This is a genomic window from Arthrobacter sp. ZBG10, assembly GCF_001238605.1.
GTDB lineage: Bacteria > Actinomycetota > Actinomycetes > Actinomycetales > Micrococcaceae > Arthrobacter.
The window spans coordinates 36,946-55,002 of record NZ_LFQH01000047.1; the positions used below are offsets into that span (position 1 = coordinate 36,946).

The window sequence follows — 18,057 nt, forward strand, 5'->3', positions numbered from 1 at the left end:
CAAGGATAAGAAAATCCATGCAGATGAGAGGCCTTGCCATGCCGGACCGCAGCGTGGGATTCGATGATGGAAGCCCACCCAATTGCAGAGGATGAGAAGAATGCACGTAGAAACACCCGCCTACCGGCTGACGCAGGACCAGGTCAACGCCTATCATCACACCGGATTTACGGTGGCCAGGGGACTGTTCAGCGCCGCCGAAGCGGCGGACTGCGCCAAGCACTTCGACGCGCTCGCAGAAACCGGCGAGCCCATCGAGGGGCATTGGGCGCCGCAGCCCGGCACGGATCCGCTGGCCCGCTACCCGAGGATGTTCCACCCGCACCTGTTTGACGCAGGCAGCAAACAACGGCTCCTCGATCCACGGGTGAAGTCGGTGCTCACCCAGCTGATGGCGGACGAGCCGATCGCCGTGCAGTCCATGTACTACTTCAAGCCGCCGGGTGCCCGCGGGCAGGCCTTTCACCAGGACAACTATTTCCTGAAGATCAAACCCCAGTCCTGCCTGGCGGCGTGGCTGGCCATCGACCCCTCCACGCCGGAGAACGGCGGACTGCAGCTGTGCCCCGGAACGCAGGACATGGAGGTGGTCTGCCCCGATTCGTCGGACCCGGCGGAAAGCTTCACCAAGGAGCGTGTGCAGCCGCCGGAGGGCCACGAGCCGGTCAAGCTTTCCCTGGCGCCCGGGGACGTGCTGCTGTTCAACGGCAGCGTGGTCCACGGCTCGGGTGCCAACCGGACCAGCAGCCAGTGGCGCCGTTCCTTCATCTCCCACTACATGCCGGCCTCGGCCACCCACGTGGGCCGCTGGTACGCCCCGGCCATGATGGATTTTGATGGACGCCCCGTGGCCCGCGCCAGCAACGAGGACGGCGGCCCCTGCGGCTCGCTGCCCGGAGACCCGGAATCCGGCCTCCACTGATGCACCCATGCCGATAGTGTTGACGGCATGGCGGAAAATACAGAGGTCCCGGGGCCCGGAGCGAACCGGCCTGCGGCGGGACGTGTTGGATTTGCCCGCCCCGCCCTGATTGCCGCGGCGGTGGTGGCAGTAGTCTGCATCGCGCTGCTGGTCATCATCTTTTTCCTCGACACCTTCAACGCCACCGTGTACTCGGTGGGCGGCAACAACATCTCCGATGACACGCAGGAAGCCCGGGACATCCGGGGCCTCTATGCCGGCGCCCGGGCCGTCGGCATCATCCTGCTGGTGGTGTCCCTGCTGACCGCCGCGGCCGCCGGGTTCCTGCTCTACCGCCGGCGGAACCAGGGCAACCCGGAGGCCGACGCCGGCGAGGACGTGGGATTCGACGGGCTGACCGGCTGAGGGGCCCGGCCGGCGCCGGTCAGGAGGACGCCGGAGATCACCAGGACGCCGCCCAGGACCTGCGGGACCGTAATGGGCTGGCCCAGCAGCACCGTGATCACCGCTGTGAAGACCGCGATCAGGTTGAGGTAGTTTCCGGCGTTGGCCGCTGAGGTCCGCTTCAGCGCCAGGTTCCACAGCAGGTAGGACCCCAGCGACGGGAACACGGCGATGTACGCCAGCGACCAGTTGCCCGATGCCGTGGCCGGGAGTCCGGCGCCGGCAGCCAGCGCCACCGGGGCGAGGACCAGCGCGGCCATTGCCACCTGCACCGCTGTGGCCGTGATGGCCGGCAGGGACAGCCGCCGGGCGATGATCGTATACAGGGCCCAGACGGTGATGGCCGCGACGATCAGGAGTTCACCTGCGCCGAGCGAGAAGGTCAGCAGCCGTTCCACATCTCCGCCTGAGAGGACCAGCAGCACCCCGGCCAGGCCCAGCCCGATGCCTGCCCACCCCAGCGGACGTGGCCGCTCCCGCAGCAGCACCACCGAGAGCACCACGATCACCGCGGGGTTGGCGGCTGTCACCAGGGAAGCGTTGAGGGCTGAGGTGTGCTGCAGTGCGCTGTACAGCAGCAGCGTGTAGCCGCTCATGCCCAGCACGCTCAGGAGCAGCAGCACCCGCCAGTGGCGCAGCACTGCCCTCCAGTCGGGCCGCTCGACGGCCTGCGCCAGGACCAGGAGCGGCACGGCGGCCAGGGCCCAGCGCCAAAACGTCAGCTGGAGCGGTTCCATGGTTTTCACGGCGGCCTGGCCCACCACGAAGTTGCCCGCCCAGAAGAGGTTCGCAAAAATCAGGTAGATGGCTGCCCGCACCGCTCAAATGTACAGCCACGCTGTCCGCCCATGACGAAATGCTGGCACTCACCTTGACCGAGTGCTAACCCTTACATAGAGTCTCTCTTAGCACTCTCCCTAGGAGGGTGCTAACACATGAAGAGCTGCCAGCCAGGCTGCTGCCGGCACCGCGACGACGGTTTGCCAGCCAGGCGGGAGAGCTTTCCAGTCCACAAATTTGCTGACGTAAAGGAGAGGTCCGAGTGTCGGTCTCTATTAAGCCTCTTGAGGATCGTATTGTTGTCCGCCCGCTCGAAGCCGAGCAGACCACGGCTTCCGGCCTGGTCATCCCGGACTCCGCGCAGGAAAAGCCGCAGGAAGGCGAAGTTGTTGCAGTCGGCCCCGGCCGCTTCGAAGATGGCAACCGCGTTCCCGTTGACGTAGCCGTTGGCGACGTCGTTATCTACTCCAAGTACGGTGGAACCGAAGTCAAGACCGGCGGCACCGAGTACCTCGTGCTGTCCGCCCGCGACGTCCTGGCGATCGTCGTAAAGTAACCCTCCCGGATCCCCGCGCTGCTGGTCATGCTCTTAGCTGGTCAGCCGCGCGGGGTTTCTGTCTTGAAAGGACAAAACCATGGCAAAGCAGCTTGCGTTTAACGACGCTGCCCGCCGGTCGCTCGAAGCCGGCATCGACAAGCTCGCCAACACGGTCAAGGTGACGCTCGGCCCCCGCGGCCGCAACGTCGTCCTGGACAAGAAGTGGGGTGCTCCGACCATCACCAACGACGGCGTGACCATCGCCCGTGAAGTCGAACTGGATGACCCGTACGAAAACCTTGGCGCGCAGCTGGCCAAGGAAGTCGCCACCAAGACCAACGACGTTGCCGGCGACGGCACCACCACGGCTACGGTCCTGGCCCAGGCACTGGTCAAGGAAGGCCTGCGCAACGTTGCCGCCGGCGCCGCTCCCGGCCAGATCAAGCGCGGCATCGAGGTTTCCGTTGAAGCCGTCGCCGCCCGCCTGCTCGAGAACGCCCGCCCGGTTGAAGGCACCCAGGTTGCCAACGTTGCAGCCATCTCGGCCCAGAGCGATGAGATCGGCGAACTGCTCGCCGAAGCATTCGGCAAGGTCGGCAAGGATGGTGTGATCACCATCGAGGAGTCCTCCACCACGCAGACCGAACTGGTCCTCACCGAAGGCATGCAGTTCGACAAGGGCTACCTGTCCCCGTACTTCGTCACCGACGCGGAACGCCAGGAAGCTGTCCTCGAAGACGCCCTGATCCTGATCAACCAGGGCAAGATCTCCTCGGTGCAGGACTTCCTGCCGCTGCTGGAAAAGGCGCTGCAGAGCTCCAAGCCGCTCTTCATCATTGCTGAGGACGTTGACGGCGAAGCCCTCTCCACCCTGATCGTCAACCGCATCCGCGGCACCCTGAACGTGGTTGCCGTCAAGGCTCCGGGCTTCGGCGACCGCCGCAAGGCCATGCTCCAGGACATCGCCACCCTCACCGGTGCGCAGGTTGTTTCCCCGGAGCTGGGCCTGAGCCTGGACACGGTTGGCCTTGAGGTGCTGGGCACTGCCCGCCGCATCACGGTCACCAAGGACAACACCACCATCGTTGACGGCGCCGGTTCGGCAGAAGACGTAGCAGCCCGGGTTGCCCAGCTGCGCGCCGAGCTGACCCGCACCGACTCCGACTGGGACAAGGAAAAGCTCCAGGAACGCCTGGCCAAGCTGGCCGGCGGCATCGGCGTGATCAAGGTCGGCGCAGCCACCGAGGTTGAGCTGAAGGAAAAGAAGCACCGCATCGAAGATGCTGTGTCGTCCACCCGCGCCGCCCTCGAAGAAGGCATCGTGGCCGGCGGCGGTTCCGCGCTGATCCACGCGTTGAAGGCCCTGGACGAGGATTCCGCTGTCCTGGCCCTCGAAGGTGACGCAGCAGCAGCTGTTGGCATCGTCCGCCGCGCACTGGTCCAGCCGCTGCGCTGGATCGCCCAGAACGCCGGGTTCGACGGTTACGTTGTCACGGCCAAGGTTGCCGAGCTCGAAACCAACAACGGTTTCAACGCCAAGTCCGGCGAGTACGAGGACCTGATCGGCGCCGGTGTCATCGACCCGGTCAAGGTCACCCGTGCGGCCCTCCGCAACGCTGCCTCCATCGCAGCGCTGGTCCTCACCACCGAAACCCTCGTGGTGGAGAAGCCCGCTGATGAAGACGAGCACGCGGGTCACAGCCACTAGGCTGAATCCGCTTTCCGAAGGCCGGTCCGGCGTCTGCCGGGCCGGCCTTCGGCGTCTCTCCGGTAGAATTGATGCTTTGCCTACCGCTGGAGGATCGTCCCGTGTCGTTTGCGAGAACCGCGTCGCCCCCCGGTGTGGACCCCAAAAAGCCTGCCGGCAAGCGGAAATCCACGTTCCGCGCCGAGATCCAGGGCCTCCGTTCGCTCGCTGTCCTGATGGTGGTGACGTACCACGTCTGGTTTGGCCGCGTCTCCGGCGGCGTTGACGTTTTCCTGCTGATTTCCGCGTTCCTGATGACCCTCCAGTTCACCGGCCGCTACGACCGCCGCGAACCGGTGGCTCTTTTCAAACACTGGCTGCACCTGTTCCGCCGCCTGCTTCCCGCGGCGGTCACGGTGATCGTTGCCACCCTCGCGGCCGCGGCCCTGCTGCTGCCCCGGACCCGCTGGCTGGACCTGATCGACCACGGCTGGGCTGCGATGTTCTACTTCGAGAACTGGCTCCTGCAGAAGCAGGCCGTGGACTACTACGCCGCTGATCACAGCGGGGCCGGTCCGCTGCAGCACTTCTGGTCCCTCTCCATCCAGGGGCAGGTTTTTATCCTGTGGCCGCTCATCTTCGTGCTGGCAGCCTTTGCCGCCCGGCGGTACCGGCTGTCCTACCGGCCGCTGCTGGCCTACGTGTTCTTCGGCATTTTCCTGGTCTCCCTGATCTACTCGATCGTCTTCACGGCCACCAACCAGGGCCAGGCCTATTTCGACACCGGCGCGCGCCTGTGGGAGTTCGCGCTGGGAACACTGGTGGCCCTGATCCTCCCCGGGCTGAGGCTGCGGACCGCGCACCGCATTGTGATGGGCTGGGTGGGCATTGCCGCCATGCTGGCCTGCGGCATACTCCTTGACGTCGAGGGCGCTTTCCCCGGTGTCGCCGCCCTGTGGCCCACGGTGGCTGCCGCCCTGGTGATCGCCGCGGGCAGGACCGGCAGCCCGTTCGGCGTGGACAGATTCCTCGCCTCGAAACCCCTGGTGCGGCTGGGCGACAACTCCTACGCCCTGTACCTGTGGCACTGGCCCGTCCTGGTCATCTCCCTGGCCTGGACCGGCAAGGAACACGCCGGCTGGTTGGCCGGCACCATCATCATCCTCACCTCACTGGGCCTGGCCTACCTCACCACACGCTTCATCGAGAAGCCCTGGCGTGAATGGCGGTGGCCCGAGGTCAACAAGCGCCGGGCTGTCCTGGCGGTCCTGCTCGCCGTGGCGGTGGCCGCGGCCCCGCTGGGCCTGTGGCGGCAGCAGATCGTCCAGTCCAACTCCATCACTTCCATCGGATTGGACGACCCCCGTTATCCGGGTGCCCGCGCCCTCAGCCCCGGCTACCAGTTCACGCCTGACCCTGCAGCTGAGCCGGTCCCCAAAGTAGAGGCCATCGCCGAAGAGTGGCCGGAATTTCCGGAACCCTGCATCGGGGCCGGTGAAAACGCCAGCATCTGCACCAACGGTGTTGAGGGGGCGGCCAAGCACATTGTCATCCTCGGCAGTTCCCACGCCTATGTCATGAACACGCCGGTGCTGATGATGGCCGAGAAGTACAACTGGCGTGTCACCTCCATCACCAAGGGGTTCTGCCCCCTCACCGACGAGCCGGGTCCCGAAATTACCGCGGAGTGCCTTGACTTCAACAAGGAGGCCATGGAACAGGTCCTCGACATAAAACCCGACCTGGTGCTCACCATCAGCACGAGGACCTCTGCCGATCCCGGCACACCTGAAGTGCTGGAGGATTCCTGGCTCGCGCAGGCGCGCAAGCTCAACGACGCCGGCATTGAGGTGGTTGGTGTCCGCGAGACGCCCCGGATGCCCCACGTGCCAAACTGCCTGGCCGCGCACCCGGATGACCCGGCGGCCTGCAACGGCAGCGTCCTGGATACGTTCGGGCCCGTTGCGGCCACTGACGGCGTTGATACCCAGCTTCCCGACACCCGGTTCCTCGACCTCACCCGCTACTTCTGCGTGGCGGACGTCTGCCCGGCCATCATCGGCAACGTCATTGTGTACAAGGACGAAAACCATGTCACCCGGTCGTACCTCATGACCCTGGCTCCCTACTTCGAAAAGGATTTCCTCGCCTTGACCGGATGGAAACCCTGATGGCGGCCGCAACGGCAGGCGCCGCCACCGGGCAGTCAGCCGCCCCTGCTGCCGCCAAAAAGCTGCGGCTGGGATACCGGCCCGAAGTCCAGGGCCTGCGGGCCCTGGCAGTCCTGATGGTGGTGGCCTACCACGTGTGGTTGGGGCGGGTTTCGGGCGGGGTGGACGTGTTCCTGCTCATCTCCGCCTTCCTGCTCACGCTCTCGTTTGTCCGCAAGGCAGAATCGGGCCGGCCGTTCGGACTCCTGACGCACTGGCTGCACCTGTTCAAGCGGCTGCTGCCCGCCGCCGTCGTGGTTATCCTGGGGGTCCTCGCGGGCACCTGGCTGATCCTGCCGCAAAGCCGCTGGCCGGAGATCCTGGACCAGGCCTGGGCCTCGCTGCTGTACCGCCAGAACTGGCTGCTGGCGGACACCGCCGTGGACTACTACGCCCAGGACCATGCCGGGGCCAGCCCGCTGCAGCATTTCTGGTCCCTGTCGATCCAGGGCCAGGTGTTTGTTCTCTGGCCCCTGGTCTTCGCCGGGACCGCCGCCCTGCTGGCTGTGCTGCGCCGGACCCCGGCCGGCGCGCGGTTCAGCTACCGCGGGCTGCTTGCCCTGGTGTTTGGGGCAGTCTTTGTGGTCTCGCTGGCCTACTCGGTGGAGCAAACCGCCACCAACCAGGCCTACGCCTACTTCGATACCCGCGCCAGGCTATGGGAGTTCGCGCTCGGTTCCCTGCTGGCGCTGGCCCTGCCTTACCTCAAGCCGGGCCGCCGGCTGCGCGTGGCGCTGGGCTGGGCCGGCCTCACGGCCATGGTTTCCTGCGGCCTGCTGCTCACCGTGGACCGGTCTTTTCCCGGCTTTGTGGCGCTGTGGCCCACCCTGGCGGCCGCGGCCATCATGGTGGCAGGCCAAAGCGGCAGCCGGTTCGGTGTTGACCGGCTCCTCAGCAGCAAGGCTGCCGTGGCGCTGGGGGATAACTCCTACGCGCTCTACCTGTGGCATTGGCCGGTCCTGGTGCTGGCGCTTGCCGCCACGGGCGTGGAAGCCCCCAACCTGATGCAGGGCCTCGCGATCGTGGGCGCCGCCATCGTCCTGGCCTTCCTCACCACCAGGTTTGTCGAGAAGCCCCTGCGCGACTGGCACTGGCCCAAGCTCCGCGCCTGGCGCACCGCCGTCGTGATTGTGGCCTGCGGTGCCCTGCTGGCCGGACCCGTCGCCGTGTGGCAAACCAGCCTTACGGCTGAGGAAAGCGCGACGGCGGCGCAACCCCGGGAGCTGACACCCGGCGCTGCCGCCCTCCGCCCCGGTCAGGAGGACGTCCCGGCGCCCCCGGCCCGGCTGATCCCCGGCCCGTCCGCCCTGGACAATGACTGGGCGGGCATCCAGACCCCCTGCAGCGGATTAAACGCCACCGCCGATCCCATCCTGGAGGGGTGCCGGCAGGAAGCGCCGGACGTCCCGGCCACCAAGCGGATTGTGGTGCTGGGCGACTCCCACGCCCAGCAGTACCTTGCCGCCCTGGCGCCCGTGGCGGCAGCCCGCGGCTGGGAACTGGTCACCCTCCTGATGCCGGCCTGCCGGTTCGGGGCCGAATCGGAAACCCGCAACGCCGAATGCAACGCCTACAACCGGGCCAGCGCCGCCTACGTCCTGGAACACCAGCCGGACGCGGTGTTCACGGTTGCCTCCCTGACCCATGAGGAGGCCCCCTTCGAAACCGAGGTGCCGGGCTACCTGGACGGAATCCGGCCTTTCGCGGACGCCGGCATCGAGATCCTGGGCATCCGGGACAACCCCCGGTTCACCATCAATATGCCCGAATGCGTCCAGCGCCACGGCGCGGACGCGCCTGAATGCAACCCCTCGCTCGCCGAATCCCTGGTGGAACCGTCGCCGTTGGAGGCCTACCGCGGGCAGGTGGCGGGCCTGCACCTGATGGATCTCAGCGATTTCATCTGCGCCCGGGGCGTCTGCCCGGCCGTGGTGGGCAACGTCTATGTCTACAAGGACGACAACCACCTGACCCGCACCTACGTGGAAAGCATGGTTCCCATGTTCGAACAGCGCCTGCTGGCGGCGACCGGCTGGACGTAACCGGCGCCGGGCGTGCGGTTGCTCACATTGCGCGCCCGGAATAGGGGGATCAGCGCAGAGGTTCTAATATTTACTCAATACTTTCTGCCTCCCGGCGGCCGTCCTTCCCGGCCGTCCCGGCGGAATTCCTGCACAGGCCAGTTCCGTAATGACGGGCTGGTCATCGGCTGCAACCCCTACCCGCCAAGCAACCAAGGTAAGAGGCGCACTCATGACCGAGCCCGAACACAATCCCTTCGCCCTCATCGGTTTGACCTACGACGACGTGCTGCTCCTGCCGGGCCACACGGACGTCATCCCGTCCGAGGCGGACACCTCCTCACGGATCTCCAAACGGATCACGGTGCAGACCCCGTTGCTCTCCGCAGCCATGGACACCGTCACCGAATCCCGGATGGCCATCGCCATGGCCCGCCAGGGCGGCCTGGGCGTGGTGCACCGCAACCTGTCCATCCAGGACCAGGCTGACCAGGTGGACCGGGTAAAGCGCAGCGAGTCGGGAATGATCACCAACCCGCTGACCATCGGCCCTGAGGCCACACTGGCGGAACTGGACGAGATCTGCTCCCAGTACCGTGTTTCCGGGCTGCCCGTGGTTGATGAGGGCATGCGGCTGCTCGGCATCGTCACCAACCGCGACACCCGGTTTGTGCCGGAAGCGGACTTCCCGCTGCGGCTGGTCAGCGACGTCATGACCAAGATGCCGCTGATTACCGGCCACGTGGGGATCAGCCGCGAGGAGGCCTCGCACAAGCTGGCCACCAACAAGATCGAAAAGCTGCCCCTGGTGGATGAGCAGGGCCGGCTCAAGGGCCTGATCACCACCAAGGACTTCACCAAGGCGGAGCAGTACCCGCTGGCCACCAAGGATGATGAAGGCCGCCTCCGGGTCGGTGCCGCCATCGGCTTCTTCGGCGACGGCTGGGAGCGGGCCATGACGCTGGTTGACGCCGGCGTGGACGCCTTGTTTGTGGACACCGCCAACGGCCACTCGCAGGGTGTGCTGGACATGATCCGCCGGCTCAAGTCCGATCCCGTGGCCGCGCACGTGGACATCATCGGCGGCCAGGCGGCCACCCGTGAGGGCGCGCAGGCACTCATCGACGCCGGCGCCGACGGCATCAAAGTGGGCGTGGGCCCCGGGTCCATCTGCACCACCCGCGTGGTGGCCGGTGTGGGTGTCCCGCAGATCACCGCCATCCACGAGTCCGCGAAGGCGGCCATCCCGGCCGGCGTGCCGCTGATCGCCGACGGCGGCCTGCAGTACTCCGGCGACATCGGCAAGGCCCTGGTGGCCGGTGCCGATACCGTGATGCTGGGCTCCCTGCTGGCTGGCTGCGACGAGTCCCCGGGCGAGCTGATCTTCGTCAACGGCAAGCAGTTCAAGTCCTACCGCGGCATGGGCTCCCTGGGCGCCATGCAGTCCCGTGGAAAGAACACGTCCTACTCCAAGGACCGCTACTTCCAGGCCGACGTCTCCGGCGATGACAAGCTCATCCCCGAGGGCATCGAAGGCCGGGTGGCCTACCGCGGCCCGCTGGCGTCCGTGGCGTACCAGCTGGTGGGCGGCCTCCGCCAGACCATGTTCTACACCGGCGCCCCCACCATCCCCGAGCTCAAGATCCGGGGCAAGTTCGTCCGGATCACCGCTGCCGGCCTGAAGGAATCGCACCCGCACGACATCCAGATGACCGTCGAGGCGCCCAACTACGGTTCACGCTGACGTTCAAAAAACCATCCACACAGGCCACGGGGAGCAATCCCTGTGGCCTGTGTGTTTCCGTGCCGGGAACTAGGCTGTAGGCATGCCCGCATCACGCCACCCGGAGGAACTGAATCCCAGGAAGGACCCGCAGCGGCGGCTGGCGCTGGGCCCTTACGCCCGGGCCGTTGCGCAGGTCCTGCGGGTCAGCTTCCGGGCCTCGCCCGGGGCAGTGGTCATGAAGGTGCTCGGCTCCGTGATCTCCGCCGTGCTGCCCCTGGTCACCACTTACTACGCGGCGCTGACCACCACTGCCCTGGCGGCCGCGTATGCCGGCGACGCCGCCGCCGGCCAGCTGGCCATTGTGTACGTGGTCATCACCGCGGCCCTTGGCCTGTTCTGGGGCGCGTTCAACAGCGTTGACCGCTACATCCAGCAGCTGATGAGCTTCAAAGTGGGCGCCATTGTGGGCGACCAGATGTACGAACGCTTCCTGGCCCTGGAGTTCTGGCGCTACGACGACAAGGAAACGGTGGACCTGTACGACAGGGCCAAGCGGTTCTCCGATTCCTACGCCCGCGTCCTGGACCGGATTGCCGCCATTTTCACGCAGCTGGTCTCCGTGCTCCTGGCCATCGGCGCGCTGCTGCTGGTCAGCTGGTGGATCGCCGTGATTGTCCTGGTGGCCATCGTGCCCAGCGTGTACCTGCAGTTCAAGCTCTCCCGCGAACAGATTGCCCACTGGAATACGCAGGTCGATTCCCGCCGCCAGCGCCGCATGATCGAAACGAACCTGCTGCGCCCCCAGCACATCGCCGAGATGCGCCTCTACGGGATCGTGACGTACCTGATGGACTTCCGCTCGCGCCTGCGTGACGCGGACGAACGCCGCCGCCTGGACTTCCAGCGACGCTACATACCCAAGCAGCTGGCAGCTGACGCCCTCCAGTACGGGGCCGAGGTGGTTTCCCTGATCTGGGTGGTGGGGCAGATCATCGCCCGCGCGCAGCCCGTGGGCCAGTTCCTGTACGTCCAGCAGATCGTCAGCAGGGCGCTGTCCACGGCCAACAACCTGGTGTCATCCCTCAGTTCCATCGACGAGGACCTGGCCAACCTCAAGGACTACGAGCTGTTTATGGCCCTGCCGGCGCACTCGGAGTACGCCCCGCCGCTGCTGGGAGCCCCGTCCGTGGTGGAGCTCAAGGACATCCGTTTTACGTATACCGGAAGTGACACCGAAGTGATCCGGGGGATCAGCCTGACCATCCGCGAAGGCCAGCACATCGCGATCGTGGGGGAGAACGGCGCCGGAAAATCGACGCTGATCCGGATCCTGGCGGGCCTGTACCGGCCCGATTCAGGGCAGGTAATGCTCGACGGCGTTGACCTCGCCGCCGTCGACGTCACCTCCTGGCACCGGCACCTGGCCGTGCTCAGCCAGGAATTCCTGAAGTACGAGTTCGCGACCGCGGCGGAAAACATCTGGTTCGGCGACGTGGGGGAGCCCCGCGACGACGCCCGGATCAGGACGTCCGCTGCGGAAGCCGAGGCGCTGGACTTCATCGAAAAGCTGCCCAACGGGCTCAACAACCACGTCAGCAACTGGATGGAGGATCCCCGCGGCCGGAAGGGAAGCGGGCTCTCCGGCGGGCAATGGCAGCGCCTGGCGATGGCCCGGAACTTCTACCGCCGCGCCGCTTTTATGATCATGGATGAGCCCACCTCGGCGATCGACGCCCTGGCAGAGCACCGGATCTTCACCCGGCTGTTCGCGGAGCGCGCCAGCACCATCATCGCCATCAGCCACCGCCTGGCCACCATCGAGAAGGCGGACATTGTGTACATGCTGGAGGACGGGCAGGTGGTGGAGCAGGGCACCCACAAGGAACTTGTGGCCCGCCGCGGCAGGTACTTCCGGATGTTCGAATCGCAGCTTGGCGACCAGCCAGACCTGCCCGACCTGCAGGACCTGCCCGACCTGCCGGCGGACCCTACCGGCGTGCGCCCGGGCGTGGACGCCGGCGGGGCGTAGCGTCCTGCACCGTGGTGCGGACCCGGGCCAGGCTCGGCTGCGGCGGGACACTGCTGAACCCAAACGTCACAGCCGGCCGGACAGCGGCCAGGGACCCGGCGTCGGCCCCGTCCCAGGCCACGGCAGCGGAGTCGATGCGGTGCAGGTCGCTCACCCCGTAGTACTCCCAGCGGCCGCTGCCGGCCGAACCGGACGTCCGCGACCCACGGCTCACCAGGCCCGCCAGCGGGCTGACCGCACGCAGCCAGGACGGGTGCACCGCCAGCCGCCGGGGCAGCGCCCGCAACCCGGACCCCAGGAAGGTCCTGCCGCCCACGCCCGCGCGGACAGCCAGCGGACCGGCGTCGACCGTCAGGATCCCGTCAGCCAGGCGGGCTGAAACGTCCACCACGGTGACCTCGTCGAAACTGTAGGTGGCGGCGATGAACTCCGCGATGGGTGCGGCGGGAGCCAGGAGCAGCCGGTGGCCGGACGGTTCCTGGACCATAACGTCGGCAAACGCACCGAAAGGCGAGTCCTGCCAGATCCCCACCACCGCACGCAGGCCGGAGGTGGTGCCGATTCCGGCAATGTGCCCGTCAAAAATCCAGCGGCTTCCCATCCATCCACTGTAGCCACCCCTCCGGGCCGCCCCGGATTCCGCCCCGGCCCCGCGCTGGTCCGTGATCAGGGGGGCGGCTGGGATAACCTAGAGCAGTGACTTACGAGATCGAGATCGGCCGTGGCAAGCGTGGGCGTCGTGCCTACTCCCTGGATGACATTGCAATCGTCCCCAACCGTCGCACACGCGACCCCAAGGACGTCTCTGTCTCCTGGCAGATCGATGCCTACCAGTTCAGCATGCCGGTCATCGCCGCGCCCATGGATTCCGCCATGTCGCCGCAGACGGCCATCGCGCTGGGCCGCCTGGGCGGACTCGGTGTCCTGGACCTCGAAGGCCTTTGGACCCGATACGAGGACCCGCAGCCGGTCCTGGACGAGATCGGCGCACTGCAGGATGAAACCAACAGCCCTGCAGTGACCTGCAGGATGCAGGATCTTTACCGGGCACCCATCCAGCCGGAATTGATTACTTCCCGCCTCGCCGAAATGCGTGACGCCGGCGTGACCGTGGCCGGGTCCCTGACCCCGCAGCGCACCCAGGAGCACTACAAAACGGTCCTGGCCGCCGGCGTCGACATCTTTGTCATCCGCGGCACCACCGTCTCCGCCGAACACGTGTCCAAGGACCACGAGCCGCTGAACCTCAAGCAGTTCATCTACGAACTCGATGTTCCCGTGATTGTGGGCGGCGCCGCAGGCTACACGCCTGCGCTGCACCTCATGCGGACCGGCGCGGCCGGCGTGCTGGTGGGCTTCGGCGGCGGCGCAACCACCACCACCCGCCGGGCCCTGGGCATCCACGCGCCCATGGCGTCGGCGATTTCCGACGTCGCAGCCGCCCGCCGCGACTACATGGACGAGTCCGGCGGCCGCTACGTGCACGTGATTGCCGACGGCGGCATGGGCGCCTCAGGTGACATCGTCAAGGCCATCGCCATGGGCGCCGACGCCGTGATGCTGGGCAGCGCGCTGGCACGCGCCGAGGAAGCGCCGGGCAAGGGCTGGCACTGGGGCCAGGAGGCCCACCACCTGGAACTGCCCCGCGGCGACCGGGCCAACGTGGGCACCGTGGGCCCCCTGGAGGAAGTCCTCTTCGGCCCGGGCCACCACACCAACGGAACGTCCAACCTCATCGGCGCGCTGCGCCGTTCGATGGCTACCACCGGCTACTCGGACCTGAAGGAATTCCAGCGCGTCGACGTCGTCGTCTCCCCGTACGCGGGTAACTGACGCGCCAGGCCGGTTCGGGGCCGCGCCTGCCCTGACCGGCCTGTGCTGACCGGCCTGCCCAAGTCTGCCGCGAGCAAGTAGTGTGGCTTTAGACGGCACATGAGGCACTGGAGGCGTTCAATGAAGAGTAGTCCGGCAAACGGCGGGGCGCTCGGCCCCGAAGCCAGGGAAGCATCCATCCAGCGGCTGCGGGCAACCACCGAACCCGGCCGGGAACTCGACATCCTGATCGTGGGCGGCGGAATCGTGGGCACAGGGGCCGCCCTCGACGCCGTCACCCGAGGCCTGAGCGTGGGAATCGTTGAAGCCAACGACTGGGCCGCCGGCACTTCCTCACGGTCATCGAAGCTCATCCACGGCGGTTTGCGCTACCTCGAGATGCTCGACTTCGCCCTGGTCAAGGAAGCGCTCCAGGAACGCGGGCTGCTGCTTTCAACCCTCGCACCGCACCTGGCCCGGCCAGTGCCTTTCCTGTACCCCCTCACCAAACCTTTCTTCGAACGGCCTTACGTCGGCGCGGGCATCGCCCTCTACGACGCGATGTCCATTTCCAGCGGCCACAACCGCGGCGTGCCGTTCCACAAACACCTCAGCCGGCGCGGCACCCTGCGCGCAGCCCCCAGCCTGAAGGACGACGCCTTTGTCGGTTCCATCAGGTACTACGACGGGCAGGTGGACGACGCGAAGTACTGCGCCAACCTCATCCGCACGGCCGCCCATTACGGCGCCCACGCCGTCAACCGGATGGCAGTGGTGGACTTTGTCCGCGAGGGCGAACGGGTGGTGGGCGCCAAGGTGGTCAACCACGAGGACGGCTCGCAGTTCAAGATCCGCGCCAAGCAGGTCATCAACGCCACCGGTGTGTGGACGGACGAAACCCAGGCCATGGTCACTGACCGTGGCCAGCTCAAGGTCCGGGCCTCCAAGGGCATCCACCTGGTGGTGCCCCGCGACCGGTTCCAATCCACGGTGGGCCTGATCCTGCGGACGGAGAAGTCCGTGCTGTTCGTCATCCCCTGGGGCCGGCACTGGATCATCGGCACCACGGACACGGACTGGAACCTCGACAAGGCCCACCCGGCGGCGTCCAGCAAGGACATCGACTACATCCTGGAACACGTCAACAAGGTCCTGAAGCGGCCGCTGACCCGGGAAGACGTGGAAGGCGTGTACGCCGGGCTCCGGCCCCTCCTCGCCGGCGAGAACGACTCCACCGCTAAGCTTTCCCGCGAACACGTCGTGGCGCACCCGGTCCCGGGCCTGGTGGTGGTGGCCGGCGGTAAATGGACCACCTACCGGGTGATGGCCAAGGATGCCGTGGACGAAGCCACGCGCACCATGGACGAGCGCGTGCCCCCAAGCTGCACAGAGACGATTCCGCTGCTGGGCGCCAGTGGCTTCAAGGCCGCGTGGAACCGCCGCAACCGGACTGCTGAGGAATCCGGGGTGCACGTGGCCCGGATCGAACACCTGCTCAACCGGTACGGCGCCATGATCCCGGAGGTCCTGGCCATCATCGCCGCGAACCCCGACCTGGCCGAACCGCTGCCCGGCGCGGACGACTACCTGCAGGCCGAGGCCGTGTACGCCGCCACCCACGAAGGCGCCCGCCACGTCAATGACGTCCTGACCCGGCGCACCCGGATCTCCATCGAGGCGTGGGACCGCGGTGTGTCTGCCGTGCCCGTTGTCGCTAAACTGATGGGTGACGTCCTCGGCTGGAGCGACGCTCAGCGCGAAAATGAAGTCCGGAACTACATTGCCCGCGTCGAAGCGGAACGCCTCAGCCAGCAACAGCCGGACGACGAATCCGCAGACGCCGCCCGGCTGGGCGTGGAGGACATCGTGCCCTTGCGCTGAGGGGCGTCCCTGCTCTGCACCGCTGACCGAAAGGGATACGCCTTGGCGGAACCACTTGACCCGTACGATGCCGAACTCACCACCCCGGACATGGTGATCCTCGAACTGGCGGCCACAGACAAGACCGACGCCGCCAACCAGTTGGCCGAACGGCTCCACGCGGCCGGCCGCATCACCGACCTCGCCGGCTTCCTCACGCACGTCAACGCCCGGGAACACCAACTGGCCACGGGACTCCCGGGCGGCATCGGGCTGCCGCATGCGCGGAGCGAATTTGTCTCCCGCACCTCCATCGCCGTGGGCATCACCAAGTACGGCCACGCCCTGGACTTCGGGGCTGCCGACGGGCCCGCAACCGTGATCCTGCTCATTGCGACGCCGGCCAGCTCCTTCTCCGACCACCTGGAAGTCCTGGCAACCCTTGCCAGATCATTGTCCAAGGAGTCCTTCCGCGATTCCCTGCGCCGTGCCTACGACGCCGAGGTCATCGCGGAGTTGATCAATTCCAGCCTGGTGTTCTTCGACCACTGAGCAGGCCCCCGGCGCCGCCTCCGACAGGTGGGATTGCCGGCGTTTAGTTGTTCTACAGCGCTACGAAGTACGGTTAAGACGTGTGGAAAACAGCCCTTAAGCCCCGGTGGATCGCAGGATTCGTGTTTGCGATCGCCGTTTCAGGGGTGTTTGTGCTGCTCAGCCAGTGGCAGTTCGGCAGGTCCACCCAGCCTGAGATGCCGGTCAACCCCGCCACCGAGCAGGTGCAGGCCCTCACGGGCATCCTGGAACCGGGGGATTTCTTCCACGGTAGCGACGCCGACCAGATGGTCTCGGCGACGGGCAGCTACGACCCCGCCAAGCAGGTCCTGGTTCCCAACCGGCTGCACGACGGCACCTCCGGCTACTGGGTGGTTTCCGCGTTCGCAGTAGCGGGTGCCCCCACCCTGGACGGCGTGGCTTCCACCCCCAAAACCTGGATTCCCGTGGCGCGCGGCTGGGTGGCCGAGCCCGGTGACGCGGCAGCACCGCCGTCGGGCGCCATTGAACTGACCGGCCGCCTGCTGCCGTCTGAGGCGCCGCTCCCGGAAACCTCCCCGCAGCCCGGCCAGGCCACCGCCGTATCGGTCGCGGAACTGATCAACTACTGGGACGTCAGCAGCTACCCGGGTTTCATTTCCGCCACTGCCGAACTGGCCGCCGGCACCGACGTCAGTGCCGCCGCCGTGCCGGGGGACCTGCGTCCGCTGGACATCGGCCCGCAGCCGCCGGCGCAACAGGTCAACTGGCTGAACCTGTTCTACTCCCTGGAGTGGGTGGTCTTCGCCGGGTTTGCCCTCTTCATTTGGTGGCGGCTGGTCAAGGACGACTACCGGCGGGACCTTGAAGAGCTTGACGACGAACCGACTTCCCCTGAACCGATCCAGCAAAAGGTAAAGCCATGATTGATCCGAAACCGGCCACCCCGGCCCAGGCCACCGCAGGCAAGCCCGCCAACCGGAAACGCCGCTTCGGCGGCACCGAAGCCCAGATCCGGTCCGCGCTGAAGTTCTACAAGGTCCTCGCCTACCTCACCGGCGGTATGCTGCTGCTGCTGTGCGCCGAGCTGATCGCCCGCTACGGATTCGGTGCGTACCTGTTCGCCGGTGGCACCAACGCCGTCACCGGCCAGCCTTTCGGGTTCGGCTTCGCCGCGGCCGAGCCCCCGGCGGTGCTGGACGGCGTCAACCTGTCGATCGCGGTGCTGATTGTGCATGGCTGGATGTACGTGGTGTATCTGATGTCCAACTTCCGGCTCTGGACGCTTATGCGCTGGCCCTTCCTGAAAATGATCGTCCTTGCCCTTGGCGGGGTGGTTCCGTTCCTGTCCTTCTTTGTGGAGAAAAAGGTGCACGCCGAGGTGGAAGCCGAATTGGCGGCACACCCGCAGGCACCCCAGCGCTACTGACCGGCGCTGCCGGGATGACGCTGCCAAGTGGGTGGCAGCGTCTGCTCCGTCACAGCCGGGCCCCTCAA

Annotated in this window: 15 protein-coding genes; 13 read left to right on the top strand and 2 right to left on the bottom strand. The window is 66.7% G+C overall.

Annotated elements, in window-relative coordinates:
• The first annotated feature begins 100 nt into the window (after positions 1-100).
• Together ACU18_RS11870 and ACU18_RS11875 are read left to right on the top strand one after the other, a co-directional pair.
• Positions 101-922, top strand: a complete 822-nt coding sequence (locus ACU18_RS11870) for a phytanoyl-CoA dioxygenase family protein (RefSeq protein ID WP_082178302.1) — start codon at positions 101-103, stop codon at positions 920-922.
• Between the two features lie 27 nt (positions 923-949).
• Positions 950-1,327, top strand: coding sequence for a glycosyltransferase 87 family protein (locus tag ACU18_RS11875; protein ID WP_157370894.1), 378 nt, complete (start codon positions 950-952; stop codon positions 1,325-1,327).
• On the opposite strand, the gene ACU18_RS11880 is transcribed toward ACU18_RS11875, so the two are convergent.
• Positions 1,252-2,184 carry a DMT family transporter gene (locus ACU18_RS11880; protein ID WP_050685784.1) on the bottom strand — a complete coding sequence of 311 codons (933 nt, stop codon included), beginning with the start codon at positions 2,182-2,184 and terminating at the stop codon, positions 1,252-1,254. The genes ACU18_RS11875 and ACU18_RS11880 overlap by 76 nt on opposite strands.
• Positions 2,185-2,408: 224 nt before the next feature.
• Here ACU18_RS11880 and groES point away from each other — a divergent pair, with 224 nt between their 5' ends.
• The 6 genes from groES to ACU18_RS11910 all read left to right on the top strand — a co-directional run bounded on the left by groES (position 2,409) and on the right by ACU18_RS11910 (position 12,357).
• Complete coding sequence (gene groES / locus ACU18_RS11885; protein WP_003805290.1) at positions 2,409-2,702, top strand: co-chaperone GroES; 294 nt, start codon at positions 2,409-2,411, stop codon at positions 2,700-2,702.
• Between the two features lie 79 nt (positions 2,703-2,781).
• Positions 2,782-4,392 carry a chaperonin GroEL gene (gene groL, locus ACU18_RS11890; RefSeq protein WP_050685790.1) on the top strand — a complete coding sequence of 537 codons (1,611 nt, stop codon included), beginning with the start codon at positions 2,782-2,784 and terminating at the stop codon, positions 4,390-4,392.
• A 101-nt stretch (positions 4,393-4,493) separates the two neighbouring features.
• Complete coding sequence (locus tag ACU18_RS11895) at positions 4,494-6,542, top strand: acyltransferase family protein (protein ID WP_231686068.1); 2,049 nt, start codon at positions 4,494-4,496, stop codon at positions 6,540-6,542.
• Positions 6,542-8,623 (top strand): acyltransferase family protein, encoded by a 2,082-nt coding sequence (locus ACU18_RS11900; RefSeq protein ID WP_157407689.1) that lies wholly within the window; start codon positions 6,542-6,544, stop codon positions 8,621-8,623. Before ACU18_RS11895 ends, ACU18_RS11900 begins: the two co-directional genes overlap by 1 nt.
• Positions 8,624-8,834: 211 nt before the next feature.
• Positions 8,835-10,346 carry an IMP dehydrogenase gene (gene guaB, locus ACU18_RS11905; RefSeq protein WP_050685796.1) on the top strand — a complete coding sequence of 504 codons (1,512 nt, stop codon included), beginning with the start codon at positions 8,835-8,837 and terminating at the stop codon, positions 10,344-10,346.
• Between the two features lie 82 nt (positions 10,347-10,428).
• On the top strand, positions 10,429-12,357 hold the full coding sequence (locus ACU18_RS11910) for an ABC transporter ATP-binding protein (protein WP_050685798.1): 1,929 nt from the start codon (positions 10,429-10,431) through the stop codon (positions 12,355-12,357).
• On the opposite strand, the gene ACU18_RS11915 is transcribed toward ACU18_RS11910, so the two are convergent.
• Complete coding sequence (locus ACU18_RS11915) at positions 12,317-12,958, bottom strand: hypothetical protein (protein WP_050685800.1); 642 nt, start codon at positions 12,956-12,958, stop codon at positions 12,317-12,319. The genes ACU18_RS11910 and ACU18_RS11915 overlap by 41 nt on opposite strands.
• Positions 12,959-13,053: 95 nt before the next feature.
• Between ACU18_RS11915 and ACU18_RS11920 the strand changes: the two genes are divergently transcribed.
• The 5 genes from ACU18_RS11920 to ACU18_RS11940 all read left to right on the top strand — a co-directional run bounded on the left by ACU18_RS11920 (position 13,054) and on the right by ACU18_RS11940 (position 17,989).
• Positions 13,054-14,190: a GuaB3 family IMP dehydrogenase-related protein gene (locus ACU18_RS11920; RefSeq protein WP_050685802.1), complete on the top strand. Its 1,137-nt coding sequence runs from the start codon at positions 13,054-13,056 to the stop codon at positions 14,188-14,190.
• A 120-nt stretch (positions 14,191-14,310) separates the two neighbouring features.
• Entirely contained in the window at positions 14,311-16,050 is a 1,740-nt protein-coding gene (locus tag ACU18_RS11925; RefSeq protein WP_050685804.1) for a glycerol-3-phosphate dehydrogenase/oxidase, read from the top strand.
• Between the two features lie 42 nt (positions 16,051-16,092).
• Entirely contained in the window at positions 16,093-16,581 is a 489-nt protein-coding gene (locus tag ACU18_RS11930) for a PTS sugar transporter subunit IIA (RefSeq protein ID WP_050685806.1), read from the top strand.
• A gap of 80 nt (positions 16,582-16,661) precedes the next feature.
• The gene (locus ACU18_RS11935) at positions 16,662-17,486 is read left to right on the top strand and encodes an SURF1 family protein (protein WP_050685808.1); all 825 of its coding nucleotides are present in this window, start codon (positions 16,662-16,664) and stop codon (positions 17,484-17,486) included.
• Positions 17,483-17,989 (top strand): DUF3817 domain-containing protein, encoded by a 507-nt coding sequence (locus ACU18_RS11940; RefSeq protein WP_050685810.1) that lies wholly within the window; start codon positions 17,483-17,485, stop codon positions 17,987-17,989. The genes ACU18_RS11935 and ACU18_RS11940 overlap by 4 nt, the downstream gene beginning before the upstream one ends.
• Positions 17,990-18,057: the final 68 nt, after the last annotated feature.